The organism is Aurantimonas sp. 22II-16-19i, assembly GCF_002088275.1.
Lineage (GTDB): Bacteria > Pseudomonadota > Alphaproteobacteria > Rhizobiales > Rhizobiaceae > Jiella.
Genome location: NZ_AQQS01000033.1, coordinates 36,636 through 57,952, shown reverse-complemented (window position 1 = coordinate 57,952; position 21,317 = coordinate 36,636). Strand labels below are relative to the sequence as shown.

The 21,317-nt window shown below is 66.2% G+C and carries 17 protein-coding genes and 1 tRNA gene; 6 read left to right on the top strand and 12 right to left on the bottom strand.

Translation table 11 applies throughout. From position 1 onward, the window contains the following. Nucleotides 1–154: 154 nt before the first annotated feature. Nucleotides 155–931, bottom strand: a complete 777-nt coding sequence (locus tag ATO4_RS21225; RefSeq protein ID WP_210191114.1) for a delta-class carbonic anhydrase — start codon at nucleotides 929–931, stop codon at nucleotides 155–157. Nucleotides 932–1,149: 218 nt separating this feature from the next. Next, nucleotides 1,150–4,623 (bottom strand): sulfatase-like hydrolase/transferase, encoded by a 3,474-nt coding sequence (locus ATO4_RS21220; protein WP_176223101.1) that lies wholly within the window; start codon nucleotides 4,621–4,623, stop codon nucleotides 1,150–1,152. 598 nt (nucleotides 4,624–5,221) lie between these two features. Here ATO4_RS21220 and mtnK point away from each other — a divergent pair. Then, nucleotides 5,222–6,523, top strand: coding sequence for an S-methyl-5-thioribose kinase (mtnK, locus tag ATO4_RS21215; protein WP_083593768.1), 1,302 nt, complete (start codon nucleotides 5,222–5,224; stop codon nucleotides 6,521–6,523). After that, nucleotides 6,520–7,620: an S-methyl-5-thioribose-1-phosphate isomerase gene (gene mtnA, locus ATO4_RS21210; RefSeq protein WP_083593767.1), complete on the top strand. Its 1,101-nt coding sequence runs from the start codon at nucleotides 6,520–6,522 to the stop codon at nucleotides 7,618–7,620. Before mtnK ends, mtnA begins: the two co-directional genes overlap by 4 nt. 44 nt (nucleotides 7,621–7,664) lie before the next feature. Here the strand turns inward: mtnA and ATO4_RS21205 are convergent, their stop codons facing one another. From ATO4_RS21205 to ATO4_RS21175, 7 genes are all read right to left on the bottom strand, one after another. Then, the gene (locus ATO4_RS21205; RefSeq protein ID WP_083593782.1) at nucleotides 7,665–8,630 is read right to left on the bottom strand and encodes a sugar-binding transcriptional regulator; all 966 of its coding nucleotides are present in this window, start codon (nucleotides 8,628–8,630) and stop codon (nucleotides 7,665–7,667) included. Nucleotides 8,631–8,774: 144 nt separating this feature from the next. After that, a complete protein-coding gene (locus ATO4_RS21200) occupies nucleotides 8,775–9,545 on the bottom strand; it encodes an ABC transporter ATP-binding protein (protein ID WP_083593766.1) in 771 nt (256 codons plus the stop codon). Beyond that, the gene (locus ATO4_RS21195; protein ID WP_083593781.1) at nucleotides 9,542–10,303 is read right to left on the bottom strand and encodes an ABC transporter ATP-binding protein; all 762 of its coding nucleotides are present in this window, start codon (nucleotides 10,301–10,303) and stop codon (nucleotides 9,542–9,544) included. The genes ATO4_RS21200 and ATO4_RS21195 overlap by 4 nt, the downstream gene beginning before the upstream one ends. 13 nt (nucleotides 10,304–10,316) lie before the next feature. After that, entirely contained in the window at nucleotides 10,317–11,453 is a 1,137-nt protein-coding gene (locus tag ATO4_RS21190) for a branched-chain amino acid ABC transporter permease (RefSeq protein ID WP_210191116.1), read from the bottom strand. An 81-nt stretch (nucleotides 11,454–11,534) separates the two neighbouring features. Next, entirely contained in the window at nucleotides 11,535–12,548 is a 1,014-nt protein-coding gene (locus tag ATO4_RS21185) for a branched-chain amino acid ABC transporter permease (RefSeq protein ID WP_083593765.1), read from the bottom strand. Between the two features lie 286 nt (nucleotides 12,549–12,834). Next, entirely contained in the window at nucleotides 12,835–14,199 is a 1,365-nt protein-coding gene (locus ATO4_RS21180) for a substrate-binding protein (RefSeq protein ID WP_083593779.1), read from the bottom strand. 262 nt (nucleotides 14,200–14,461) lie between these two features. Then, nucleotides 14,462–15,640 (bottom strand): zinc ABC transporter substrate-binding protein, encoded by a 1,179-nt coding sequence (locus ATO4_RS21175; RefSeq protein WP_083593764.1) that lies wholly within the window; start codon nucleotides 15,638–15,640, stop codon nucleotides 14,462–14,464. Nucleotides 15,641–15,740: 100 nt separating this feature from the next. Between ATO4_RS21175 and ATO4_RS21170 the strand changes: the two genes are divergently transcribed. The 4 genes from ATO4_RS21170 (at nucleotide 15,741) to ATO4_RS21155 (ending at nucleotide 18,094) form a co-directional block, all read left to right on the top strand. Further along, entirely contained in the window at nucleotides 15,741–16,679 is a 939-nt protein-coding gene (locus ATO4_RS21170) for a metal ABC transporter ATP-binding protein (protein ID WP_245308871.1), read from the top strand. After that, nucleotides 16,672–17,502, top strand: a complete 831-nt coding sequence (locus ATO4_RS21165) for a metal ABC transporter permease (protein WP_083593778.1) — start codon at nucleotides 16,672–16,674, stop codon at nucleotides 17,500–17,502. Before ATO4_RS21170 ends, ATO4_RS21165 begins: the two co-directional genes overlap by 8 nt. Next, nucleotides 17,499–17,933 (top strand): Fur family transcriptional regulator, encoded by a 435-nt coding sequence (locus tag ATO4_RS21160; protein WP_083593762.1) that lies wholly within the window; start codon nucleotides 17,499–17,501, stop codon nucleotides 17,931–17,933. Before ATO4_RS21165 ends, ATO4_RS21160 begins: the two co-directional genes overlap by 4 nt. A gap of 84 nt (nucleotides 17,934–18,017) precedes the next feature. Then, nucleotides 18,018–18,094: transfer RNA gene (locus tag ATO4_RS21155), tRNA-Pro, on the top strand. A 395-nt stretch (nucleotides 18,095–18,489) separates the two neighbouring features. On the opposite strand, the gene ATO4_RS27385 is transcribed toward ATO4_RS21155, so the two are convergent. The 3 genes from ATO4_RS27385 to ATO4_RS21145 all read right to left on the bottom strand — a co-directional run bounded on the left by ATO4_RS27385 (nucleotide 18,490) and on the right by ATO4_RS21145 (nucleotide 21,115). Further along, nucleotides 18,490–18,714, bottom strand: coding sequence for a hypothetical protein (locus ATO4_RS27385; protein ID WP_139802602.1), 225 nt, complete (start codon nucleotides 18,712–18,714; stop codon nucleotides 18,490–18,492). Nucleotides 18,715–18,905: 191 nt separating this feature from the next. After that, complete coding sequence (locus ATO4_RS21150; protein WP_139802601.1) at nucleotides 18,906–19,973, bottom strand: ornithine cyclodeaminase family protein; 1,068 nt, start codon at nucleotides 19,971–19,973, stop codon at nucleotides 18,906–18,908. Nucleotides 19,974–20,092: 119 nt separating this feature from the next. After that, entirely contained in the window at nucleotides 20,093–21,115 is a 1,023-nt protein-coding gene (locus ATO4_RS21145) for a fatty acid desaturase (protein WP_083593761.1), read from the bottom strand. Between the last annotated feature and the right edge of the window lie 202 nt (nucleotides 21,116–21,317).

The window sequence follows — 21,317 nt, the reverse complement described above, 5'->3', positions numbered from 1 at the left end:
CTGCCGGCGGTTCGATCCCCTGCGCACAAGCGGTCTCGGTGAGTGACCAGCGCCTGACGGCGAGCGATGGATCCCGGCGGGCTGTCGACCGCAAGCTCCCTCGATCGTCATCCCTGGTATCGGTCGCTGCTCGAACCAGCCGGCCGAACGGGTATCACTCGACTCGCAGCGGCTCGTCCCAGCGCGTTTCCGCCACCGCTCGCTCGATCGGCGAGAGCAGCTCCGGCGCCGTCACCAGCTGGCGCACGCCGTGGGAATGGTCCTCGCGGAAGACGTTCCGCTTTTCGGCCCAGCGATAGAGCGATGAAATGTCGAGCCTGGCGCATTGCGGCCGGACGCTCCAGGTCACCTGCAGCGGCGAACAGATGGACTGGTTGTATTTCGGACCGGTGGTCGAGCCTGCGTAGACGACCGGCGTCCCGGTGCCCTCCGGCAGGGCCAGTGGCTGATGCGGTCCGCGCCCGTCGTTGCCGGCATAGGCATAGTCCTCGAAGTCGAGCGCGGCGGGGTCGTTCACCAGCAGGAACGTCTGGGCTTCGACGCGCAGCGCCGGGTTCGAACAGCTCTCGCTGAGGCATGCGCCGAGACCTTCGCCCGGTGCAACGTCGCAGGAGGAGAACACCCAGTGCACCTCGATCGTGTCGCCGGGCTTCACCCCCTTGAACGGGCCATAGCCATGCGCCGGGTCATCGAGCTCTTCCGCCGTGAGGTCGTCGGTGTCGTTGCACTTGTAGCCGCCATGTTCGCCGCTGCCGGCGAAGATCTGGAAGCCCGGGGCCTTGTGCTCGGCATTGGTATGGGTGTGGATGTTGCAGAGATTGAGCTTCTCGGCAGCCGGAGCGCGGCCGAACTGGCGCTGGTTGACGCCTTCGTTGCCGCCGATGTCGCGCGGCGACTGCGGGCCGAAGCCGGTGCAGAGCGGGCCCGCCACCGCCGTCTCCGGCGCCGGCGAGTGATGACCGCCGCCCTCTGTCCGTGCCGACGGCGTCGTCGCCAAGATGATGGACGCCGCGCAAAGCGCGATGGAGCCAAATTGTCCGGGTCTCAACTGGCCGGTCTCCCGATTGCAAAAGACGATGGTCCCTTCCAACCAGGCAATACGCTGATCGCATTAGGAAAGTCTTGCCGCAGATCGGCAAATGCGCGCGTCTAGAAGACGAAATCCGAGGCGCCGATGTCTCTGATGTCGACGTCGGCGAGAGTCAGCGAATTCGCGCCCGACCGGATCACCAGATCGCGTCCCTCCTGCGTCATGTGATGGGCGGCGAGATCCTGATAGTCGGCGATCCCCCCAAGGCCTGCCAGATCGATGTCGTCGATGCCTCGCTGGAAATCCACGACGACATCGATCCCGGAGCCGTCCCTGAAGACGAAGATGTCGCCACCGCTGCCGCCAGAGAGGATGTCGTAGCCACTCCCGCCATCGATCGTATCGCGTCCGGCGTTGCCGGTGAGGATGTCGTCGCCCCAGTCGCCGGTCAAGACGTCGTCGCCGTCGCCGCCCGACAGGATGTCGTCGCCGGCGCCGCCATGAAGGTGATCGTTGCCGACATCCCCGAACGCCACGTCGTCGCCCGCGCCGGTCCAGATTCTGTCGTGCCCCTGATCGCCCCGCAGTTCGTCGTTGCCGTCGCCGCCGCCGATGAGATCGTCGCCCCAGCCGCCGCCGATGACGTCGTCGCCCGCGTCGCCGAACAGCCGGTCGTCGTCGTTGCCGCCATAGATCCCGTCGTCGCCGCTGCCGCCCTGGATGGTGTCGTTTCCAGCGAGGCCCCAGAGCTGGTCGTCGCCCTGGTCGCCGGCGACCCGGTCGTTGCCGTCGCCGGCGTAGACGAGATCGTCGCCCCAGCCGCCGCCGATGACGTCGTCGCCCGCGTCGCCGAACAACCGGTCGTGGTCGTTACCGCCATAGATCCCGTCGTCGCCGCTGCCGCCCTGGATGATGTCGTTTCCAGCGAGGCCCCAGAGCTGGTCGTCGCCAACGCTGTCGTTGCCGTCGCCGGCGTAGACGACATCGTCGCCCCAGCCGCCGCCGATGACGTCGTCGCCCGCGTCGCCGAACAGCCGGTCGTGGTCGTTGCCGCCATAGATCCCATCGTCGCCGCTGCCGCCGCGCAGGGTGTCGTTTCCGGCAAGGCCCCAGATCCTGTCGTCGCCCTGGTCGCCGGCGACCCGGTCGTTGCCGTCGCCGGCGTAGACGACATCGTCGCCCCAGCCGCCGCCGATGACGTCGTCGCCCGCGTCGCCGAACAGCCGGTCGTGGTCGTTGCCGCCATAGATCCCGTCGTCGCCGCTGCCGCCGCGCAGGGTGTCGTTTCCGGCGAGGCCCCAGAGCTGGTCGTCGCCCTGGTCGCCGGCGACCCGGTCGTTGCCCTCGCCGGCGTAGACGAGATCGTCGCCCCAGCCGCCGCCGATGACGTCGTCGCCCGCGTCGCCGAACAACCGGTCGTGGTCGTTGCCGCCATAGATCCCGTCGTCGCCGCTGCCGCCGCGCAGGGTGTCGTTTCCGGCAAGGCCCCAGATCCTGTCGTCGCCCTGGTCGCCGGCGGCCTGGTCGTTGCCGTCGCCGGCATTGATGACATCGTTCCCGATGCCACCGGACAGGGAATCGCTACCGGATCCGCCGGACAGGGTGTCGTTGCCGTGACCGCCCGACAGGGCGTCGTTGCCGTCTTCGCCGAAGAGGACGTCGTCATGTTCATCGCCGAACAGCCGGTCGGCGCCATCGCCGCCATGCAGGACGTCATTGCTCATCCCCCCTCTCAGCGTATCGCTGCCGGCGTCGCCATAGAGAGTGTCGTCGTTCTGCTGGCCTTCGAGGACATCGTTCCCCGCGCCGCCATGGAGGACGTCGTCTCCCCAGTCTCCGCGCAGGAGGTCGTTGCCTGCCTCGCCATGGACGATGTCGTGGTGAAGGCCCGCTTCGACCGTGTCGTCGCCGAAGCCGGCAAAAACGGTGTCGTTGCCGTGGGTCGACCGGACATAGTCGTCGCCATTGCCCGAGGCGATGAACTGATCCCTCCAGCCAGCATAGATATGGTCGTCGCCGCCAAAGCTCCTGATGGTGATCGCGTTGGTGGATATGACGTTGTCGGAGTTGTTTCCGTCGATCCATCCATGATTGGTCTGGGCGACCAGGTTTTCGACATTCGTCGGGATGGTATAGTTCGTCATGCTGGTGGAGATGAAATCCGTCCCGCCATTGTTCGGCTCGACGATCTGCTTGCCTTCGACGATGAAATAGACATCGTCACCACTGCCGCCCGCGAAGACGCCCTTGCCGGTGATGTCGGTAAAGACGTCGTTGCCGGCCGTCCCTGCGATGCGCTCCGCATCGTCCCCGTAGCCGCGCAGATTGAACTCGGCCACGAGCTTTGCCCTGAGCTCAGCTTCGACGGCAGCCCACTCGGCCTTGCCTTCGAGATTGGTCAGGAGTTCGGGATCGCTGCGCACGTCGTAGAGTTCTTTGGAACCGTCTTCGTACAACGAGAACCGGAAGTCGTCGGTTCGGATGGAGACGTTGCCGTAGACCCAGGTATAGGCGACGTTCTCGCCCTGGCGTGGAGTTCCCTGCATGGAGGGAACGAGGCTATCCCCCCGTAATTCGAGGCCGCTGTCGTCGACGCCCATGAGGTCGAGGACGGTCGGGAAGATATCCATCATCTCGACCACGTCGTCGACGCGGGTTCCCGGCGTGCCGATGTCGGGGTCGCGAATGATGAGGGGCGCGCGGCCGGCCTCGTCCCACAGGGTGAACTTCTGCCAGAGGTCCTTGTCGCCGAGATGATGTCCGTGGTCGCTCCACAGCATGACCGTGGTGTTGTCCGCGAGCGCCGACCCGTCGAGCGCGTCGAGCACCTTGCCGATCTGAGCGTCGACGAAGCTGATGCTGGCCAGATAGGCCTGGATGAGGAGCTTGACCGTGGGAATGTCCGTCGCATCCTCGGGGGTCCAGGGCACATGGTCGCCGAGTGTGTCGAGGATATACGCCGCGATGTCGTCCGTATCGTTCGGAGCGATACCGTCCAGGACGATGTCATCCAGCGGATAGAGGTCGAAATATTCCTGCGGGACGATCCAGTCGACATGGGGCTTGGAAAACCCGACCGACAGCATGAGCGGTCTGTCTTCGGGCCGATACTCCGTCAGGAACCTCGCGACGTAGTCGGCGCGGACCTCGTCCCGCAACTGGTCGGGGCCGGTATATGGCCCTATCGGGCGTCCGTCGGTCGTGACGTCCAGGGCGTCGTTGCCCATGTACTGGTAGTCGTCGAACATCACCTCGTTGGCTGCCTGCGTCGCCCCGGTATGCCAGAGCTTGCCGATCCCGATCGTCTCGTAGCCGGCGGCGTGCATGACGCCGAACAGGGTTTCGGCGGGATCCACGGCCGCTTCCCAGTCCGTCTGGTTGTCGAAGACATTGGTTTCCATCGGCGGCTTGCCCGTCAGGATGGAGACCCGGGAGGGATTGCAGATGGCGACCTGCGCGAAGGCGTTGGTGAAGACCGTGCCGGTGTCCGCCAGCCTGTCGAGGTTCGGCGTATGGACGGGTCCCGAATAGCCTTGCAGGGCGTTGGTCCAGTCTTTCAGATCATCGACGGCGATGAACAGAAGGTTCTTCACGGCGACACTCCCCCACTGGCAGCCCCCGCTGCACACGCCTCACATGCAGGCCGCACGGCTCGGCCGGATCCCCGTGTGCCGGTGGCCGGACGGCCGCAGCGGCCCTGAGGCCGTCACCCGCTCTTGCGGCCTTGCCGAACCGGCGGGTCACGCTGCCACACCAGCACCGGCCCATCGAAGACGACGTTGCTTCCTCAACCGAAACGAGTGAAGCATCCGCACGAGCCGAGCGCCAGCGACTTTTCCGTCAGTCTGCCAGCCGTTCGTCGGTTGCTGCCAGGTGCCGTCGGAATAGTCTGCCGAGAGGTGTGTCCCTCGACTGCCATTCAAGCCGTTGCCCGCGGCCCCTCCGGGCAGGGTGTGCGGCAGATCTCGCCCGCCGCACCGCCGGAGTTCTGCAGCCGCCCTCCGCCACATCGCGCAAGCTCTCGCCGCCGGACGGTCTCTTGCTTCCTTCCGCGCGGCGGTCGGCGCCGGTTCACGCCGCGTCGAGCGATTGACAATCCCACGATGCGACGTAAGCCCTATAGACGGGGCACGGGCAGGATGTGCTCATGGAGCGGAATGGTTCTGCAAGGAAGCGGGAGGCTTCAAGGGCATGAGGGCGAGCGAGGGCACCTTGGTCGGAGGGCATAGTTATCGAGCCTTCGACGTGGAGAGCGTCAAGACTTATGTCATCGGGGTGAAGGAGATCGCTGCAAGGCTCGGAACGTCGAGGGTCGAGCAGCTGAGCGCCCGGGAGGTCGGGGACGGCAACCTCAACCTCGTCTTCGTCGTCGAGGGGCCGGGCGGCGCCGTCGTGGTCAAGCAGGCGCTGCCCTATGTCAGGCTGGTGGGCGACAGCTGGCCCCTGCCGCTCGATCGTGCCTTCTTCGAATGGAATGCCCTCGAAAGGCAGGCGGCGGTCCAGCCGAAGCGGCTGCCCCAGCTGTTCCGCTTCGATCCTGTCAACGCCCTGATCGTCATGGAGTATCTGAGCCCCCACGTGATCCTGCGCAAGGAGCTGATCGCCGGCCGAAGGTTCAAGCATCTGGCCGAGCATCTCGGCGTGTTTCTCGCCGAGACCCTGTTCCGCAGCTCCGACTTCCATCTGCCGACCGCGAGGAAGAAGGCCGACATGGCCTTGTTCGCCGGCAATGTGTCGATGTGCGCCATCACCGAGAAGCTCGTCTTCACCGAGCCCTATTTCGACGCGCCGCTGAATCGCTGGACGCGTCCGCAGCTCGACGGGCCGGCGCTGGCGCTTCGCACCGACCGGGCCGCGAAGATCGGCGCGCAGGAGATGCTCTACCGCTTCACCACCAAGAGCGAGGCGCTGCTGCACGGCGATCTCCACACCGGCTCGGTCATGGTGACGCCGACCGACACCCGCGTCATCGATCCCGAATTCGCCTTCTACGGACCCATGGGGTTCGATATCGGATCGCTGATCGCCAATCTCTACCTCGCCTACTTTGCCCAGGAGGGCTACGGCGACGATCCGGACGGGCGGATCGACGGCGGCGAATGGCTGCTCGAGACGGCCGAGAGCCTCTGGTCGGTCTTTGCCGAAAGCTTCGCCCGCCTCTGGCGCGAGGAGCGCAGCGGCATTCTCTATTCCCGCGCGGTGTTCGAGGATCTCGGTGACAAGACCGGCTCGACGGTGGGGCTGCATCGCTTCCTCAAGACGGTGTTCGACGATGCGGTGGGCTTTGCCGGTGCCAAGATGGTTCGGCGGCTGGTCGGTCTCGCCCATGTCGAGGACATGGAGGCGATCGCCGATCCCGGCAAGCGGGCGGGCTGCGAGGCGAGGGCGCTGCTGATGGGGCGCGAACTGCTCGTCAACCGCACCACCTTCGGCGACATCTATGGATTGAGCTGCATCGCCCGTTCGATCCGCCGCGAGAGGAACCTGACATGAAGATCGGCGACCGCGACTTCCGGTCCATCTGGGCGGAGGGGGACGCCGTCGCGATCATCGACCAGACCCGGCTGCCCCACGCGCTGGAGATCGTCCATCTGACGAACCTCGACGAGGCGGCCCGGGCGATCGCCGGGATGTGGGTGCGCGGCGCGCCGCTGATCGGCGCGACGGCGGCCTACGGCATGGCGCTGGCGCTTGCCGCGGACGCTTCGGACGACGCTCTGGCGCGGGCCTACGACACCCTCCATGCCACGCGGCCGACGGCGATCAACCTGCGCTGGGCGCTGGATGCCGTCCGCGGCAGGATCGGCAAGCTCACGCCCGGCGACCGCGCCGCCGCGGCCTGGGCCTTTGCGGGCGAGATCTGCGACGACGACGTCGCCACCAATCGCCGGATCGGCGAGGCCGGCCTCGCGCTGATCGAGGCGATCGCCCGGCGCAAGCGGCCCGGCGAGCCGGTCAACGTCCTCACCCATTGCAACGCCGGCTGGCTCGCCACTGTCGACTGGGGCACGGCGACCGCGCCGATCTACCTTGCCCACGACAGCGGCATTCCGGTCCACGTCTATGTCGACGAGACGCGGCCGCGCAATCAGGGCGCCGGGCTGACCGCCTGGGAACTCGGCAATCACGGCGTCCCCCACACCCTCGTCGTCGACAATGTCGGCGGCCACCTGATGCAGCACGGCATGGTCGACATCTGCATCGTCGGCACCGACCGGACCACTGCGCGGGGCGACGTCTGCAACAAGATCGGCACCTATCTGAAGGCGCTGGCGGCCCGGGACAACGGCGTGCCCTTCTATGCCGCGCTGCCGTCCTCGACCATCGACTGGACGGTGCGGGACGGGATCGCCGAGATCCCGATCGAGGAGCGCGGCGGCGAGGAAGTCTCCCATGTCGCCGGGATGAGTGATCGCGGCGTGATCGAGCGGGTGCGCATCGCGCCGGAGACGACGCCGGTCGCCAATTACGCCTTCGACGTGACGCCGGCCCGGCTCGTCACCGGGCTGATCACCGAGCGCGGCGTCTGCGAGGCGAGCGAGGTGGGGCTCGCCGGCCTGTTCCCGGAGCATGCGCGTCTGCGTGCGTGAAGGCCGCGCGACGGCGCGCAAGGGATCTGCCTTGAGGGCAGTCGTCAATCGCCGAGGTCGATGAGGGCCTGCGCCGTCGGCTCGTCGGTGACGAGATGGTCGGCATAGCCGGCGAGCATCGCGCCGCGCATCGCCTGGATCCGGTCGAGGCCCGATGCGACGAGGATGCCGGCGGCAAGGCCGGCCAGCCTGTCCGGGGTGATGCCGATCATCCGCGCATCGATCGGACCCTCGACATGCCGGCCTTGCCGATCGATGAAGCGGCCGCAGAGAACCCCCACCGCGCCCATCTCGCCATAGCGCGCCACCTCTTCGGGGGTGGCGATGCCGGATCTGACGACATGGCTGTCGGCGCCCATCGAGCCCACCGCGAAGATCGCCTTGCGCATCGTGTCCAGCAGCGCGAAGTGCCGGCGGATGAGCGGCTCGCCCCGCAGGATGGCCGCGGCCTCGGGCGACGACAAGGCCGCCGGGGCATAGAGGTTGACCACCCGGCCGGCGAGTTTCAGGGCGACGTTGGTCGAGCAGCTCTCGGAAGTGAAGATGTAGGGGCTCGGCATCGAGCCGACCATCTGCACCACCGTGAGGTCGGGAATGGCGCGCGGCAGCATCTGCTCGGCCATCTGGTAGATCGTCTCGCCCCACGAGATGCCGAGGACGTCGCCGGGCTCGAGAAGGTCCGGGAAGTAGCGGGCGGCGGCCCGCGCGACGGACGTCATCGAGAAGGTCGAGCCCGGAACGACCAGCGCCGAGGCGAGGCCGAAACGCTCTCGCAGCGCGCTCGAAAGCCGCTGGCGGTTGAACACCACCGGGTCCACCCGCAGTTCGACGTGGCCCTGTTCGCGGGCCTGCTGCAGGTAGTTGACCACGGTGGCCCTGGAGACTGCCAGCCGCTCGGCGATCTCGCTCTGGTTCCACTCCTCGACATAGTAGAGCCAGGCCGCTTCGAGGACGTTGTCCTCCACCGGCCTGCCACGGGTTCGGCGAACCGGGTCGTCGACTGCGCGCATGTTCGATTCGGTATTTCGCTTGCGGATGATCTTTTCATCATGCAACACGACAAGCGGTGTCACGCAAGGCCGAATGCAGCAGAAACGGGCAATATATCGATCATCGTCGACGAAAGGCTCGAAGAACAGGGATGCGATATATTCTCAGACGGCGAGATACTGCATTCGCAGTTCCTTGTTGTCGATGATCTCCTTGGCCGATCCGTCGAAGACCACTTCGCCCATGTCGAGAATCAGCGCCCGGTCGGCGAGATGCAGGGCGGCGATCGCGTTCTGCTCGACCAGGATCGTGGTGATGCCGATCTCCTTGATCTCCTCGAGGATCTTCTCGATCTCCTTGACGATGACTGGAGCCAGACCCTCGTAGGGCTCGTCGAGAAGCAGCAGCTTGACCTCGCGGGCGAGGGCCCTCGCCACGGCCAGCATCTGCTGCTCGCCGCCGGACATGGTGGTGCCTTCCTGCTTCCGGCGTTCGGCGAGGCGCGGGAAGTGGCCGTAGATGCGGTCGAGATCCCAGCCGATGGGCTTCTCAATCTGGGCGAGCTTGAGGTTTTCCTCGACGGTCAGCCCGGCGATGATCCGCCGGTCTTCTGGAACCAGCTGCACGCCGGCCCGGGCCGCCTGATACGACTGCATCTCGTGCAGCGCCTCGCCGTCCAGCCAGATCTCGCCGCGCTTCAGCTCCGGCGAGCCGGCCCTGGCGATGGTGCGCAGCGTCGAGGTCTTGCCGGCGCCGTTGCGTCCGAGAAGGGCCAGGATCTCGCCGTGGCGGACGTCGAAGGAGACGCCCTGGACGATGTAGCTCTCGCCGTAATAGGCGTGCATGTCCTTCGCCGAGAAGAACGGCCGCGCCTCGGCCGCGACATGCGGCGTGCCGGCGGCCGGAACGGAGGGGCGGGGAAGTGTCTGGCTCATAGGTGGGCTCCCCCGAGATAGGCTTCCTGGACCTTTTCGCTGGCCTTGATCTCCTCCGGCGAGCCTTCGGCGATCACCGTGCCCTGGGCCATCACGGAGACCGTCTCGGCGAGCGAGAAGACCACGTGCATGTCGTGCTCGATGATCACCTTGGTGATGCCGCGCTCGGCGATCTTCTTCAACAGGTCGACGGTGTTGTTGGTGTCGGCGCGCGACATGCCCGCCGTCGGCTCGTCGAGCAGCAGGAGCTTGGGATGTTGGACGAGGCACATGGCGAGTTCGAGCCGCCGCTTGTCGCCGCGCGACATGGAATTGACGATCTGGTCGCGCTGGTCCCAGAGATTGAGGTCGTCGAGGATGTGCTCGGCCTCCTCGCGCACCGCCCCGCGTTCGCGGGCCCGTGCCCAGGCATTGATCCGGAAGGCGCCGTCGTGCTTGGCGAAGGCCGGGATCATGACGTTCTCGGCCACCGTCAGCTCGCCGAAGACCTCCGGCGTCTGGAACACCCGGGCGATGCCGGCCTGATTGATCTGGTGCGGCTTGTGGCCGAGCAGCGAGCCGCCGTCGAAGGTCACCGATCCCTCGTCCGGAATGATGCGGCCGACGAGGCAGTTGAGCAGCGTCGACTTGCCGGCGCCGTTCGGCCCGATGATCGCGTGGACGCTGCCCTGGCGGACGTTGAGATTGACGTCGTCGAGCGCGCGCAGGCCGCCGAAGCGTTTCGACACGCCCCTGATCGAGAGAATTTCGCTGGTCATGGAGTCCTTGTCCTCAGTGGCCGGCATGGGGGGCGGTGCCGGCGCCACGATCGCGCCGGAAGCGGCCGCTGACACGGCGGAAGCCTTCCATGATCCCGCCCGGCAGGAAGATGACCACGAGCATGAACAGAAGGCCGAGGGTCAGGTGCCAGCCGTCGCCGACGAAGGGCGCGATGATCGTCACCATGAAGTCCTGCAGGCCGGCGGGCAGGAAGTCGAAGGCCCGGTGCAGCACCCCTTCGTTGAAGGAGGAGAAGATCTGCTCGAGATACTTCATCACCGCCGCGCCGATGACCGGGCCGAGCAGCGTGCCGACGCCGCCGAGGATGGTCATCAGGACGACCTCGCCCGATGCCGTCCACTGCATGCGGTCGGCGCCGGCCAGAGGATCGGTGACGGCGAGGAGGCCGCCGGCGAGGCCGGCATACATCCCCGAGATCACGAAGGCGGCGAGGAGATAGGGGCGGGTGGCAAAGCCGGTGTAGTTCATCCGGTTCTGGTTCGACTTGATGGCAAAGAGCGTCAGGCCGAAGGTCGAGTTACGGATCCGCAGGGTCAGGAAGAAGGCGAGGATCAGCAGGATGGCGCAGAAATAGAAGCCCGGCCAGCCCTGCAGCTCGATGCCGAAGAAGTCGGGCGTCCTGAGGCCGGTGCCGTCGACGCCGAAGAGCTGGTCGATGTAGCGCGGGTCGGAGCGGGACACCTGCAGCCCGGTCTCGCCGTTGGTGATCGGCGTCAGCACCGAATAGGCGAGGTTGTAGGACATCTGCGCGAAGGCGAGGGTCAGGATCGAGAAGTAGATGCCCGAGCGCCGGAGGCTGACATAGCCGATGGCGAGCGCGAAGACGCCTGCGACGATGATGGCGAAGACGATCGCGATCACCGCGTTCATGGACAGGAGCTTGAACATCCAGACGGCGGCATAGGAGCCGGTGCCGAGGAAGGCGGCATGGCCGAAGGACAGGTAGCCGGAGAAGCCGAAGAGGATGTTGAAGCCGAGTGCGAAGATGCCGAAGATCGCGAATTTCTGCAGGATGTCCGGGTAGCCGGCGCCGATCGGGGCCAGCCAGATCGGCATCGTCAGGACCGCCAGCGCGAAGACGGCGATCAGCAGGTAGTCGCTGCGGCTCGAACTCATGAAGCCGCGCATGCCGTCGCCCTTCGGGCTGTGGCTCTCGGCCGGGCTGCGGCCCATGCCCTTGTCGGAAGTGAGGATGCTCTCGCTCATCGGTCAGGACTCCATCACGCCGCGGCGACCCATCAGTCCACGGGGGCGCACCAGAAGGACCACCACGGCGACGAGATAGATGATGATCTGGTCGATCCCGGGGACGATGTCCTTGACCTCGGTCATCGAGGCGAAGGACTGCAGGATTCCGAGGAGGAAGCCCGCGACCACCGCACCGACCAGCGAGCCCATGCCGCCGACCACGACGACGACGAAGGACAGCACCAGGAAGTCCATGCCGAGATGGTAGTTCGGTGCCAGGATCGGGGTGTACATGACGCCGGCCAGACCCGCCACGACGGAGGCGATGCCGAAGACGATGGTGAACTTGCGGCCGATGTTGATGCCGAGGAGCCCGACCGTCTCGCGGTCGGCCATGCCGGCGCGCACCACCATGCCGAACGTCGTCAGCTGCAGGAAGGCGAAGACGGCGGCGATGACGGCGAGGGAGAACAGGAAATAGACGATGCGCCACATCGGATAGCTGATATTGGGCAGGCCGAAGAACGCGCCGATGTCGGCGCTGCCGGCCAGCGCCGGAGGCGCGGTGAGCGGGATCGGATTGGCGCCGAAGAAGTACTTGACGATCTCCTGGAGGACGATCGCCAGGCCGAAGGTGACGAGGATCTGTTCGGCGTGGCTGCGCTTGTAGAAGAAGCGGATCAGCCCGCGCTCCATGGCGAAGCCGACGAGCAGCATCACCGGCACGGCGAGCAGGATCGACAGCGGCACCGCCCAGTCGACGATCGCCCGGCCGGTGTCGCCGTACCAGACTTCCAGATAGGGAATTTCCTTGTAGGCGGCGAAGAAGGTGACGCTCTCGTCACGCACCCGCTCCGAGATCGTCAGGAGCTTCGCGAAGGTGACCGAGCAGAACGCGCCGAGCATGAACAGGGCGCCATGGGCGAAATTGACGACACCGAGGGTGCCGAAGATCAGGGTCAGGCCAAGGGCGATGAGCGCGTATGCGCCGCCCTTGTCGAGCCCGTTCAGGATCTGAAGTATGATGGCGTCCATGGAGCCTTCCAGCCAGCGTCTCAGTGACTTTGCGATGTTCGGGCGCGATGTTCGGGCGGGCGGGGCGCGACTGCCGCTTCTCTGCCGGCAGTCGGCTTCTCCGCCAGCGGTCGGGCACTGCCCTGGCCGCGCCGATCGGCGGGGAGGGAGCGGCCATCGAACCTGCCGAAGCGCCGGTGGCGCGAACCCGCCGATGCGCCGATCCCGGCCGAAGCCCGGGCCGTCACGCGATCGAGCAGGCGGGCGGCGTCTCCGCCACCCGCCCGCAGCTTGTCTCAGCTGCCTGTCAGGCGGCGCATCCCTTGACCTCTGCAGGGCCGAGATCGCCACCGAAGATCGTCGGATCGTAGGTGACCTGGTCACGCGGCACGATCTTGACGATCTCCATGAGGTCGAACTGGTTGGTCGGGTTCTGCTTGCCGCGCACCACGAGCACGTCCTTGAAGCACTGGTGGTCCTCCGCCCGGTAGAGCGTCGGGCCATTCCCCATGCCGTCGAACTCGAAGCCTTCCAGCGCCTTGATGACTTCCGGCGGATAGAAGGTGCCGGCCTGCTCGACGGCATTGGCATAGAGCAGCGTCTGGACATAGCAGGTGTGGGCGGCCTGCGAGGGCGGCGAGCCATAGGCCTCGCCGAACGACTTGGCGAGCACCTTGGTCGCCTCGTTGTCGAGCTTCCAGTCCCAGTTGGCGGTGCCGAGAATGCCCTTCACCGCGTCGCCGGCGCCCTGCGCCATCAATTCGGAGAACAGCGGCACGACGATCTCGAACTGCTTGCCGCCGACCTCCTTCGACTTCATGTCGAACTGGGTGACCGCCTGGCGCAGCGAATTGACCATGTCGCCGCCGTAGTGGTTCAGGATCAGCACATCGGCGCCGGAATTCAGTACCGGCGTCAGATACTGCGAGAAGTCGCCGGCGCCGAGCGGGGTGCGGACGGTCTGCACCGTCTCCCAGCCGAGACCCTCGGTGGCGTTCTTGATGGATTCTTCCTGGGTCCAGCCCCAGGTGTAGTCGGCCGTCAGGTGATAGGCCTTGCGGTCGGTGCCGTATTCCTCGGCCAGCACCGGACCCAGCGCCTGGCCGGACATGTAGGCGTTGAAGAAGTGGCGGAAGCCGTAGCGCCGCTTGTCCTTGCCGGTGGTGTCGTTGGAGTGGGTGAGGCCGGCCATGAACATCACGCCCATGTCCTGGCACAGCGACTGCACCGCCACCGCGACGCCGGAGGACGAGCCGCCGGAGATCATCAGCACCTTGTCGGATTCGATCATCCGCTTGGCCGACGCCCTGGCGGCGTCCGACTTGGTCTGGGTGTCGCCGGTGACGTAGGTCACCTTCTTGCCGAGGATGCCGTTGCCCTTGAGGCTGGACGGCTTCAGCGTGTTGACGAGGCCGCCGTCGCCTTCGCCGTTGAGGTGCTGAACGGCCAGCTGGAACGCGCGCAGCTCGTCGGCGCCTTCGTCGGCATAGGGGCCGGACTGGGGAACGTTGAAGCCGAGGACGACATTGCCGCCGGTCGGATTGTTGCAGAACACCTGATCCTGCGACCAGGCGTTGCGCACGAAGAAGTGCGGCATGGCCAGCCCGGCTCCGAGTGCCGCACTGGTCTTCAGGATTCGGCGGCGGCTCCAGGCCGTCGTGTCGATGGGCATTCCTTCTCCTCCCGAGTTGAAAACCGGATAGGTCTGGCTGCCGATCGATCTCCTCCCGACGGCAGCCAGCCGCGATTTCATGCCTATCGTCTACGAGCCGGGCATTTCAAGCTATAATACTTTGGGCTAAAGCCAGCTGCTCTTGCCGTCTACGCCCGAAAACATTGCGCCGCAGAAATCTTTCTGCAGCGCAACAATCTCTCCAAAGCCGGGGCCAGAATTGTCGGTCCGGCTGGCGATGCGAGATCAATCTCGCGCATCATCAGCTCGTGAAACAATCCTTCAAGCCCTTGGCGATGTTCTTGATGAGCGTCGGATAAAGGTCCGGCCCCTCGGGCAGGTCGGCACCGAGCGGGTCGAGGACGCCGGTCTTCGCGGAGGTGCCCTCGGTCACCGTCGCGACGACGCTCGGCTCGAACTCCGGTTCGGTGAAGACGCAGGACGCGCCGAGGCTCTCCAGCTTGTCCTTGATCTCGCGGAGCCTTGCCGCGCCGGGGGCGCGATCGGGGCTGACGGTGATCGAGCCCGCCGCGGCAACGTCGAAGCGGTCTTCGAAATACTGGTAGGCGTCGTGGAAGACCACGAACGGCTTGCGTTCGCCGGTGCTCAGCTGCGCCCTGACGTCCTCCTCCAGCTTCTCCAGCCGGGCCGAATAGGCGGCGGCGTTCTCGCGATACGTCTCGGCGTTGGCCGGATCGACGCTCTCGAGGGTCGCGGCGATCGCCCTGGTCATCGCGATCGCATTCTCCGGATCGAGCCAGACATGCTCGTTGAACGCGCCGTGTGCAGGGGCGTGGCCGTCGCCTTCATGATCGTCATGCGCGTCGGCTGCATGATCCTCGTGAGCCTCGGGGCCTTCATTCTCCGCATGAGCGCCGTGTTCCGCGTGCCCTTCGTGCTCGTCTTCCGGCTCGAACATTGCCCCTTCGCGTGTCTCGAGCTTCTCGACGCCAGCCGCGTCCCAGAGCGCGACGACCTTGGCGTCGGCTCCGAGCGAATCGATCGGCTTGACCAGGAAGTTCTCGAGCTGCGGCCCGATCCAGAAGATCGCCTGGGCCTGCGACAGGGCCGTCGCGTCAGACGGCTTCAGCGCCGCGGTATGGGGGGACGCGGCGCCCTTGACGATCAGGTAGGGCTCGCCGACCCCCTGCATGACGGCGGAGACGAGGGATTCGACCGGCCTGATCGAGGTCACGACCTTCGGCGCGTCAGCCGCGCTCGCCGCCGAGGATGTCGCGGCGATCGCCGCGATCAGCCCGCCGACGACGGCAAGGGCGGCGACGAACCCGCTGCCCGATGGTGCGGCTTCCCGCGTCGTTTCCGCCGGTTCATGCGACCTTGATCCCGTCGGCGCGCGGCGGGCGATGCCGGCTCCGACCTTGGCCGCCGTCGCCGGGCGCGGCTTGCGGGGCAGGGCGCGCAGTTTCGCAGCTTCTGGCATTCCACCAACTCCAATGTTATATCATAACATGATTTGCGGTATGCTATTGCGTGTGCGATAGCAAGCCTTCGACGGGAAAATATTGAACATGGCGAATGCAATGACGAGTTCGACGGGCGGCGCACTGGTGACGATGCGCGGCGTCGGCGTCTTCCGGTCGCGGCGCTGGCTGATCGAGGGCGTCGACCTGACGATCCGCCCCGGCGAGATCATCACGCTGATCGGCCCGAACGGCTCCGGCAAGACGACGACGGCGAAGACGGCGATCGGCATCGTTTCGGCCGATCAAGGTTCGGTCGAGCGGAGCCGGGATCTCGTCGTCGGCTACGTGCCGCAGAAGCTCGCCGTCGACCGCTCGCTGCCGATGACGGTTTCCCGCATGATGACGCTGACGACGCGGGCCGGGGCGCCCGCCGTCGACGAGGCGCTGGAGCGGGTGGGAATCCGGCATCTGCGCAAGGCGCAGGTCCACGACCTGTCCGGCGGCGAGTTCCAGCGGGCGCTGCTCGCCCGGGCGATGCTGCGCCGGCCCAACCTCCTCGTCCTCGACGAGCCGGTGCAGGGCGTCGACTTTTCCGGCGAGATCGCGCTCTACGAGCTGATCTCGGACCTGCGCGAGAGCGAGGGCTGCGCGGTCCTGCTGATTTCCCACGACCTCCACGTGGTGATGGCGAAGACCGACCGGGTGGTCTGCCTCAATGGCCATGTCTGCTGCGCCGGCAGCCCGAGTTCGGTCGCCGCTTCGCCGGCCTATCGCCAGCTGTTCGGTGCCCGCGCGGCGGAAGCCCTCGCGCTCTACCGCCACGACCACGACCACACCCATCTGCCGGACGGCCAGATCGCCTATGGCGACCACGACCATGACGGCGTCGCCTGCGGCGGCGGGGACGGCCGCGGGCATGGCCACGATCGCGGGCACGGGCACGGGCACGGTCACGGTCACGGTGACGGAAACACCGCCCTGAACGGGCCGGCCGCTCCGCATTCGGAGGAGGGCGCTCCGGCTCCGCGGCGCGCGACGGAGCATGACCATGCTTGACGACTTCTTCGTGCGGGCATTGCTCGCCGGTCTCGGCATCGCCCTCGTCGCAGGTCCGCTCGGCTGCTTCGTGGTGTGGCGGCGGATGGCCTATTTCGGCGACACCATGGCCCATTCGGCGCTGCTCGGCATCGCGCTGTCGCTGGCGCTGGAGTGGTCGCTGCTCTTTTCGGTCTTCCTCATCTCGGCGCTGATCTCGATGGTGCTCGTCCTCTTGCAGCGGCGCGGCGGGCTGTCGACCGATTCGCTGCTGGGCATCCTCTCCCATTCGACGCTCGCCATCGGTCTTGTTTCGCTGGCCTTCATGCCCTGGGTCAGGGTCGATCTCCTCGGCTATCTCTTCGGCGACATCCTCGCCGTCACCAAGTCCGACCTTGCGGTGATCTGGGGTGGCGCGGTGCTGGTGGGCGTGTCGCTCACCCTCCTGTGGCGCCCGCTGCTCGCCGGCACGGTCAACGCCGAGATCGCGGCGGCCGAGGGCCAGCGGCCCGAGCGCGCCCGCATCGCCTTCATGCTGGTCATGGCCTTCGTCATCGCCATCGCCATGAAGATCGTCGGCATCCTGCTGATCACCGCGCTCCTGATCATCCCGGCGGCGACGGCCCGGCGCTTCGCCACCTCGCCGGAGGTGATGGCCCTGCTCGCCGGGCTGATCGGGGCGGCGGCCTCCACCGGCGGCCTCTATCTGTCCCTCGCCACCAATACGCCCTCGGGGCCGTCCATCGTCGTCGCGGCGCTGGCGCTGTTCCTGGCGGCTCTGCTGCCGTTGCCCGATCTCGTCGGCCGCCTCTCATCGTCTCGCATCCGGGAAGACACGCCATGAGCACGACACGGGCCCTGACGCGCAACCAGGCGCTGGTGCTGGAAACCCTGACCGCGTGCGACGAGCCGCTGAGCGCCTACGCGATCCTCGACCGGTTGCGGGGCGAGGGGGTCCGCGCGCCCCTGCAGGTCTACCGCGCCCTCGACAAGCTGGTCGAGACCGGCCTCGTCCATCGGCTCGACAGCCTCAAGGCCTTCGTCGCCTGTTCGCATCCGCACGAGCATGACGGGGCGGCCGTGGTGGCCTTTGCCATCTGCGAGAACTGCGCCCGGGTCTGGGAGTTCTCCGATTCGAAGATCGAGGACCGCTTCGCCGCCTGGGCGGAGGCGGAGAGCTTCCTCACCAAGGCGACGACGATCGAGATTTCCGGCCTCTGCGCCTCCTGCCGCAAGGCCGCCGAGGCCGCCGAGGGCACGAAAACCGCGGTTTGACGCGGCCCGGAAGGAATCTTCGAGAATCGCCGATGCGTGCTTGCGGTCTTGCGACACGCCCGTTATATACCGCGCCGCAGGTCACGGAGTGTAGCGCAGCCTGGTAGCGCACCTCGTTCGGGACGAGGGGGTCGCAGGTTCAAATCCTGCCACTCCGACCAGCCAGCCAGCTGAAGATGCTGGCTTTTCCGAGAGCTTCCCGAAGCGCTTCCAGTTTCCCCGACAACAGCTCCGACCGTTACGACGCGGGAAGCCCGCGTCAGAACGGTTGTGGATCGAGCCATGGCGGCCGATTTCCGGGAAGCGGCCCCTTGAGAAGCCGTTCCGCTTCCCACGGTCTCTGGAATTCCCAAGGTCACTGGAAGAAGCGCCACGGGTTGGAGCGGGATGAGGTCGGGTCGACCGTCGCCGGAAACGGCGAAGCGGGTCTTGCCTTCGGCGGGCGGGACGTCGGCCATGACGGTGCCGATGGCGTCGCAGCGGTGGTAGCGGCTACGCCCGGCATGGGCGAGGATACGAGGCGAGGCATCGAGCCAGGACGCCTCACCGTGCAAGCTCAAGCGTTGGCCGTTTCGCTTCTCGATGCCATCCGGGCTCGCATCCGCGCGGCCTTCGCGGCACGCATCGCGTCCCGTCCACTATCGGTCAGGCTCGAGAACGCTTCGCGGCTTCGGGGCCGCGACCGGAGCCGAACGAGATCAGGGTTGATCCAGGTCCAGTAGCCGAGCGCGTCCTGCTCGAAGCGGATGTTGGGAAGATGGCGGCGCAGGCGTGTTGGCACGGTCGCGTCCTGTCCGTCGCCTTCGAAGAAGGAGGGCAGGTCCTGGGACCCGGTCGAGGATGGAGATGCCATCGGCGGTTCGCTCCTGGTTCGGTTCAGACCGTCCTGGCGGCGGTGTCTCTTTCCGATCGCCAGGACCTTCGATCGTCCGTCGGATGCCTCCTCGAGGCGCGGTGCCTTCCGGCCGTGCCTCAGCCGGCGCGGGCCTTGGCCGCGACGTCGTCGAACCGGTAGGGATCGAGCGGATCGTAGGCGCCTGCCTCGATCACGATGCGGCGGCCGATCCCGAGGCGTTCGGCATGTTTGACCAGAGTCTCCGTCACGACGAGGTCCTCGAGCGGATTGCCGGTCGAGTCGAAGACGGTGAAGCGTCGCTGTTCGTCGCGGAAGCGTTCCGGCACCTTGACGAGTTCGTGCAGCTCGGGCCCGATCATATCGGGGGACAGTTGCTGGCATTCCCCCTCGACCAGGGCCTGCACGCGATAGTCCGGAGCGACGAAGGCGGTCCTGAGGATGGTTGGCGACAGCTCGGTCTTGCCCGGGATGTCGGAGCCGACCGCATTGATATGCAGATGCGGCTGATGCACGCCCTGGACAAGCACCGGCGGCGCCCCGACGGAATTGGATGTGGCCAGAACGAGAATGTCCGACCTGGCGAAGACCTCGGCTTTCGGCACGATGCCATCGGGCACGCGAAGAAACGGAGTTCGCGCGGCAAAGCTCTCGGCGTGGTCGCGGTTGATGTCGTGAACGAGGACGTGCGTGAAGGCGAAACACCTTGAGAGGGCATGGGCCTGGGTGACGGCCTGGGCACCACTGCCGATGATCCCGAGCACCCGGCTTTCCGGCGTGGCGAGGATCCGGCTTGCCACCGCCGACGCCGCACCCGTGCGCAGCGCCGTGGCGAAGGTGCCGTCCACCAGCGCCCGCAAATGGCCGTTGGTGGTGTCATAGAGGCTGTTCGTCGCGAGTATGGTTGGCAGCTGCCGATTGACCGGGTTGCCCGGGTGGTAGCCGACGACCTTCATGGCGACGCTCTGGCGCGTGCGCATGGAGGGCATGAATTCGACGAGGCCGGGTTCGGGGTCGTCATAGACGAAGCCGGTGCGCTGGCGGATTTCGATCGCGCCGTTTCCGAACTCGAAAAAGGCCGATTGGAGGGCGGCGATCGTGTCGTCCATCAGCTGGTCGATGCCGAGCGATGCGATGATGGCGGCGATGTCGGCCTCGGATACGATGAGGGTCTCGCGCTTGAGCATTGTCGTTCTCCACGAAGGATAGGAACAAGGGGAAGGAGACGTTCCGCGTCGGAGCCTCGCCCGGACCCGGACCCGGGGTCGGCGGGAGACGGGCATGGGCCGGGAGGAGGTCGTGGACGTCAGTTCAACGTGCCGCGGGCGTTGTCGAAGGGTTTGATCTCGCCGGCCACGACCTTGCGGTAGAAGGCAAGATAGGACGGCTCCACCGCGCCGTAGCTTTCGCGCGTCAGCCGGTGCAGCTCGGGGCAGCGTTCCATCGGCACACCTGCCATGAGGTGGTGAGCCGTGTGCAGATTGTTGCCATTGGTAAGCCAGCGAAGAAGCGGCGAGGCTTCGATCGAGCGGGTGTTCAGGCGAACGTCCCGCATCCCGTGGGCGTCGAGCCCGAAATGTTCGGGCAGTTCGATGAGAAAATGCGTCGGCTCGGCGACGAGAACCAAGGGGATGATCCAGGCGATGAGCACGAAGGGATCGCCGGTCGCGACGCCGTAGACCGCACTGGCAGCGAGGATCAGCCCGTAGGCGGCGTATTCCTGTGCCACCTGCCTTGCAACCAGCGGATCGGCAACGTCCTCGATGGGCTTGCCGACCAGGGCGCGGCCGATACGACGGGCGACCGTCCCAAAGCGCGAAGGGTCGAGCGCCGCCAGCACAAGCTTGCCGACCCCATCGAGTCCGCGCTTGGGATAGGTGAAGAACTCGCTGTTGCGATCGGTCCCGAGAAACCGGTGATGGGCGAGATGGTGATAGCGATAGTGCGAGTAGGAGCTCAGCGTGAACAGTCCGCAGACAAAGCCCAGCGCGCGGTTGATCGCATCGGAGCGAAAACCGTGACCATGCAGGAGTTCGTGCTGCAGTTCCGTGAAATGCGCGTAGAGGAGACCGAGGATGACCATAAGGCCCGCCAGCGGCAAGATCCCGCCCATGCCCGTGCCGAACAACGTCTCGCGATGAAAGACGGCGACGAGTGCGGCCGCAATCGCCGACAGGGCAAAGCCGAATTTCGTCCCGGTTCGCAGCGGCGTGCGTTTGAGCAGGCGGCGGCGGTCGTCGCGGTCCAGATCACGAACACTCACGACCGGCGGCATGGAGATCGCTGGAGCGGTTTCCAGCTCTGATGAGATGATGGCGAGGTTTTTCATGGGATCAATACCAGATATTGATAACAACGGTATTGTAGATAGTCGAAGGAAACCAATTCGAAAAACCCGATATTCTGATTGATCCGTTAGAACTTCTAAATATTAGGATTAGATTATACTTTAAAGAAGAGTCGACCATTGCAGCCATCGGGGATGACATCAGCTGGCGGACGGCAGGTGCCGGGCTGCCTGTCACCCGCTG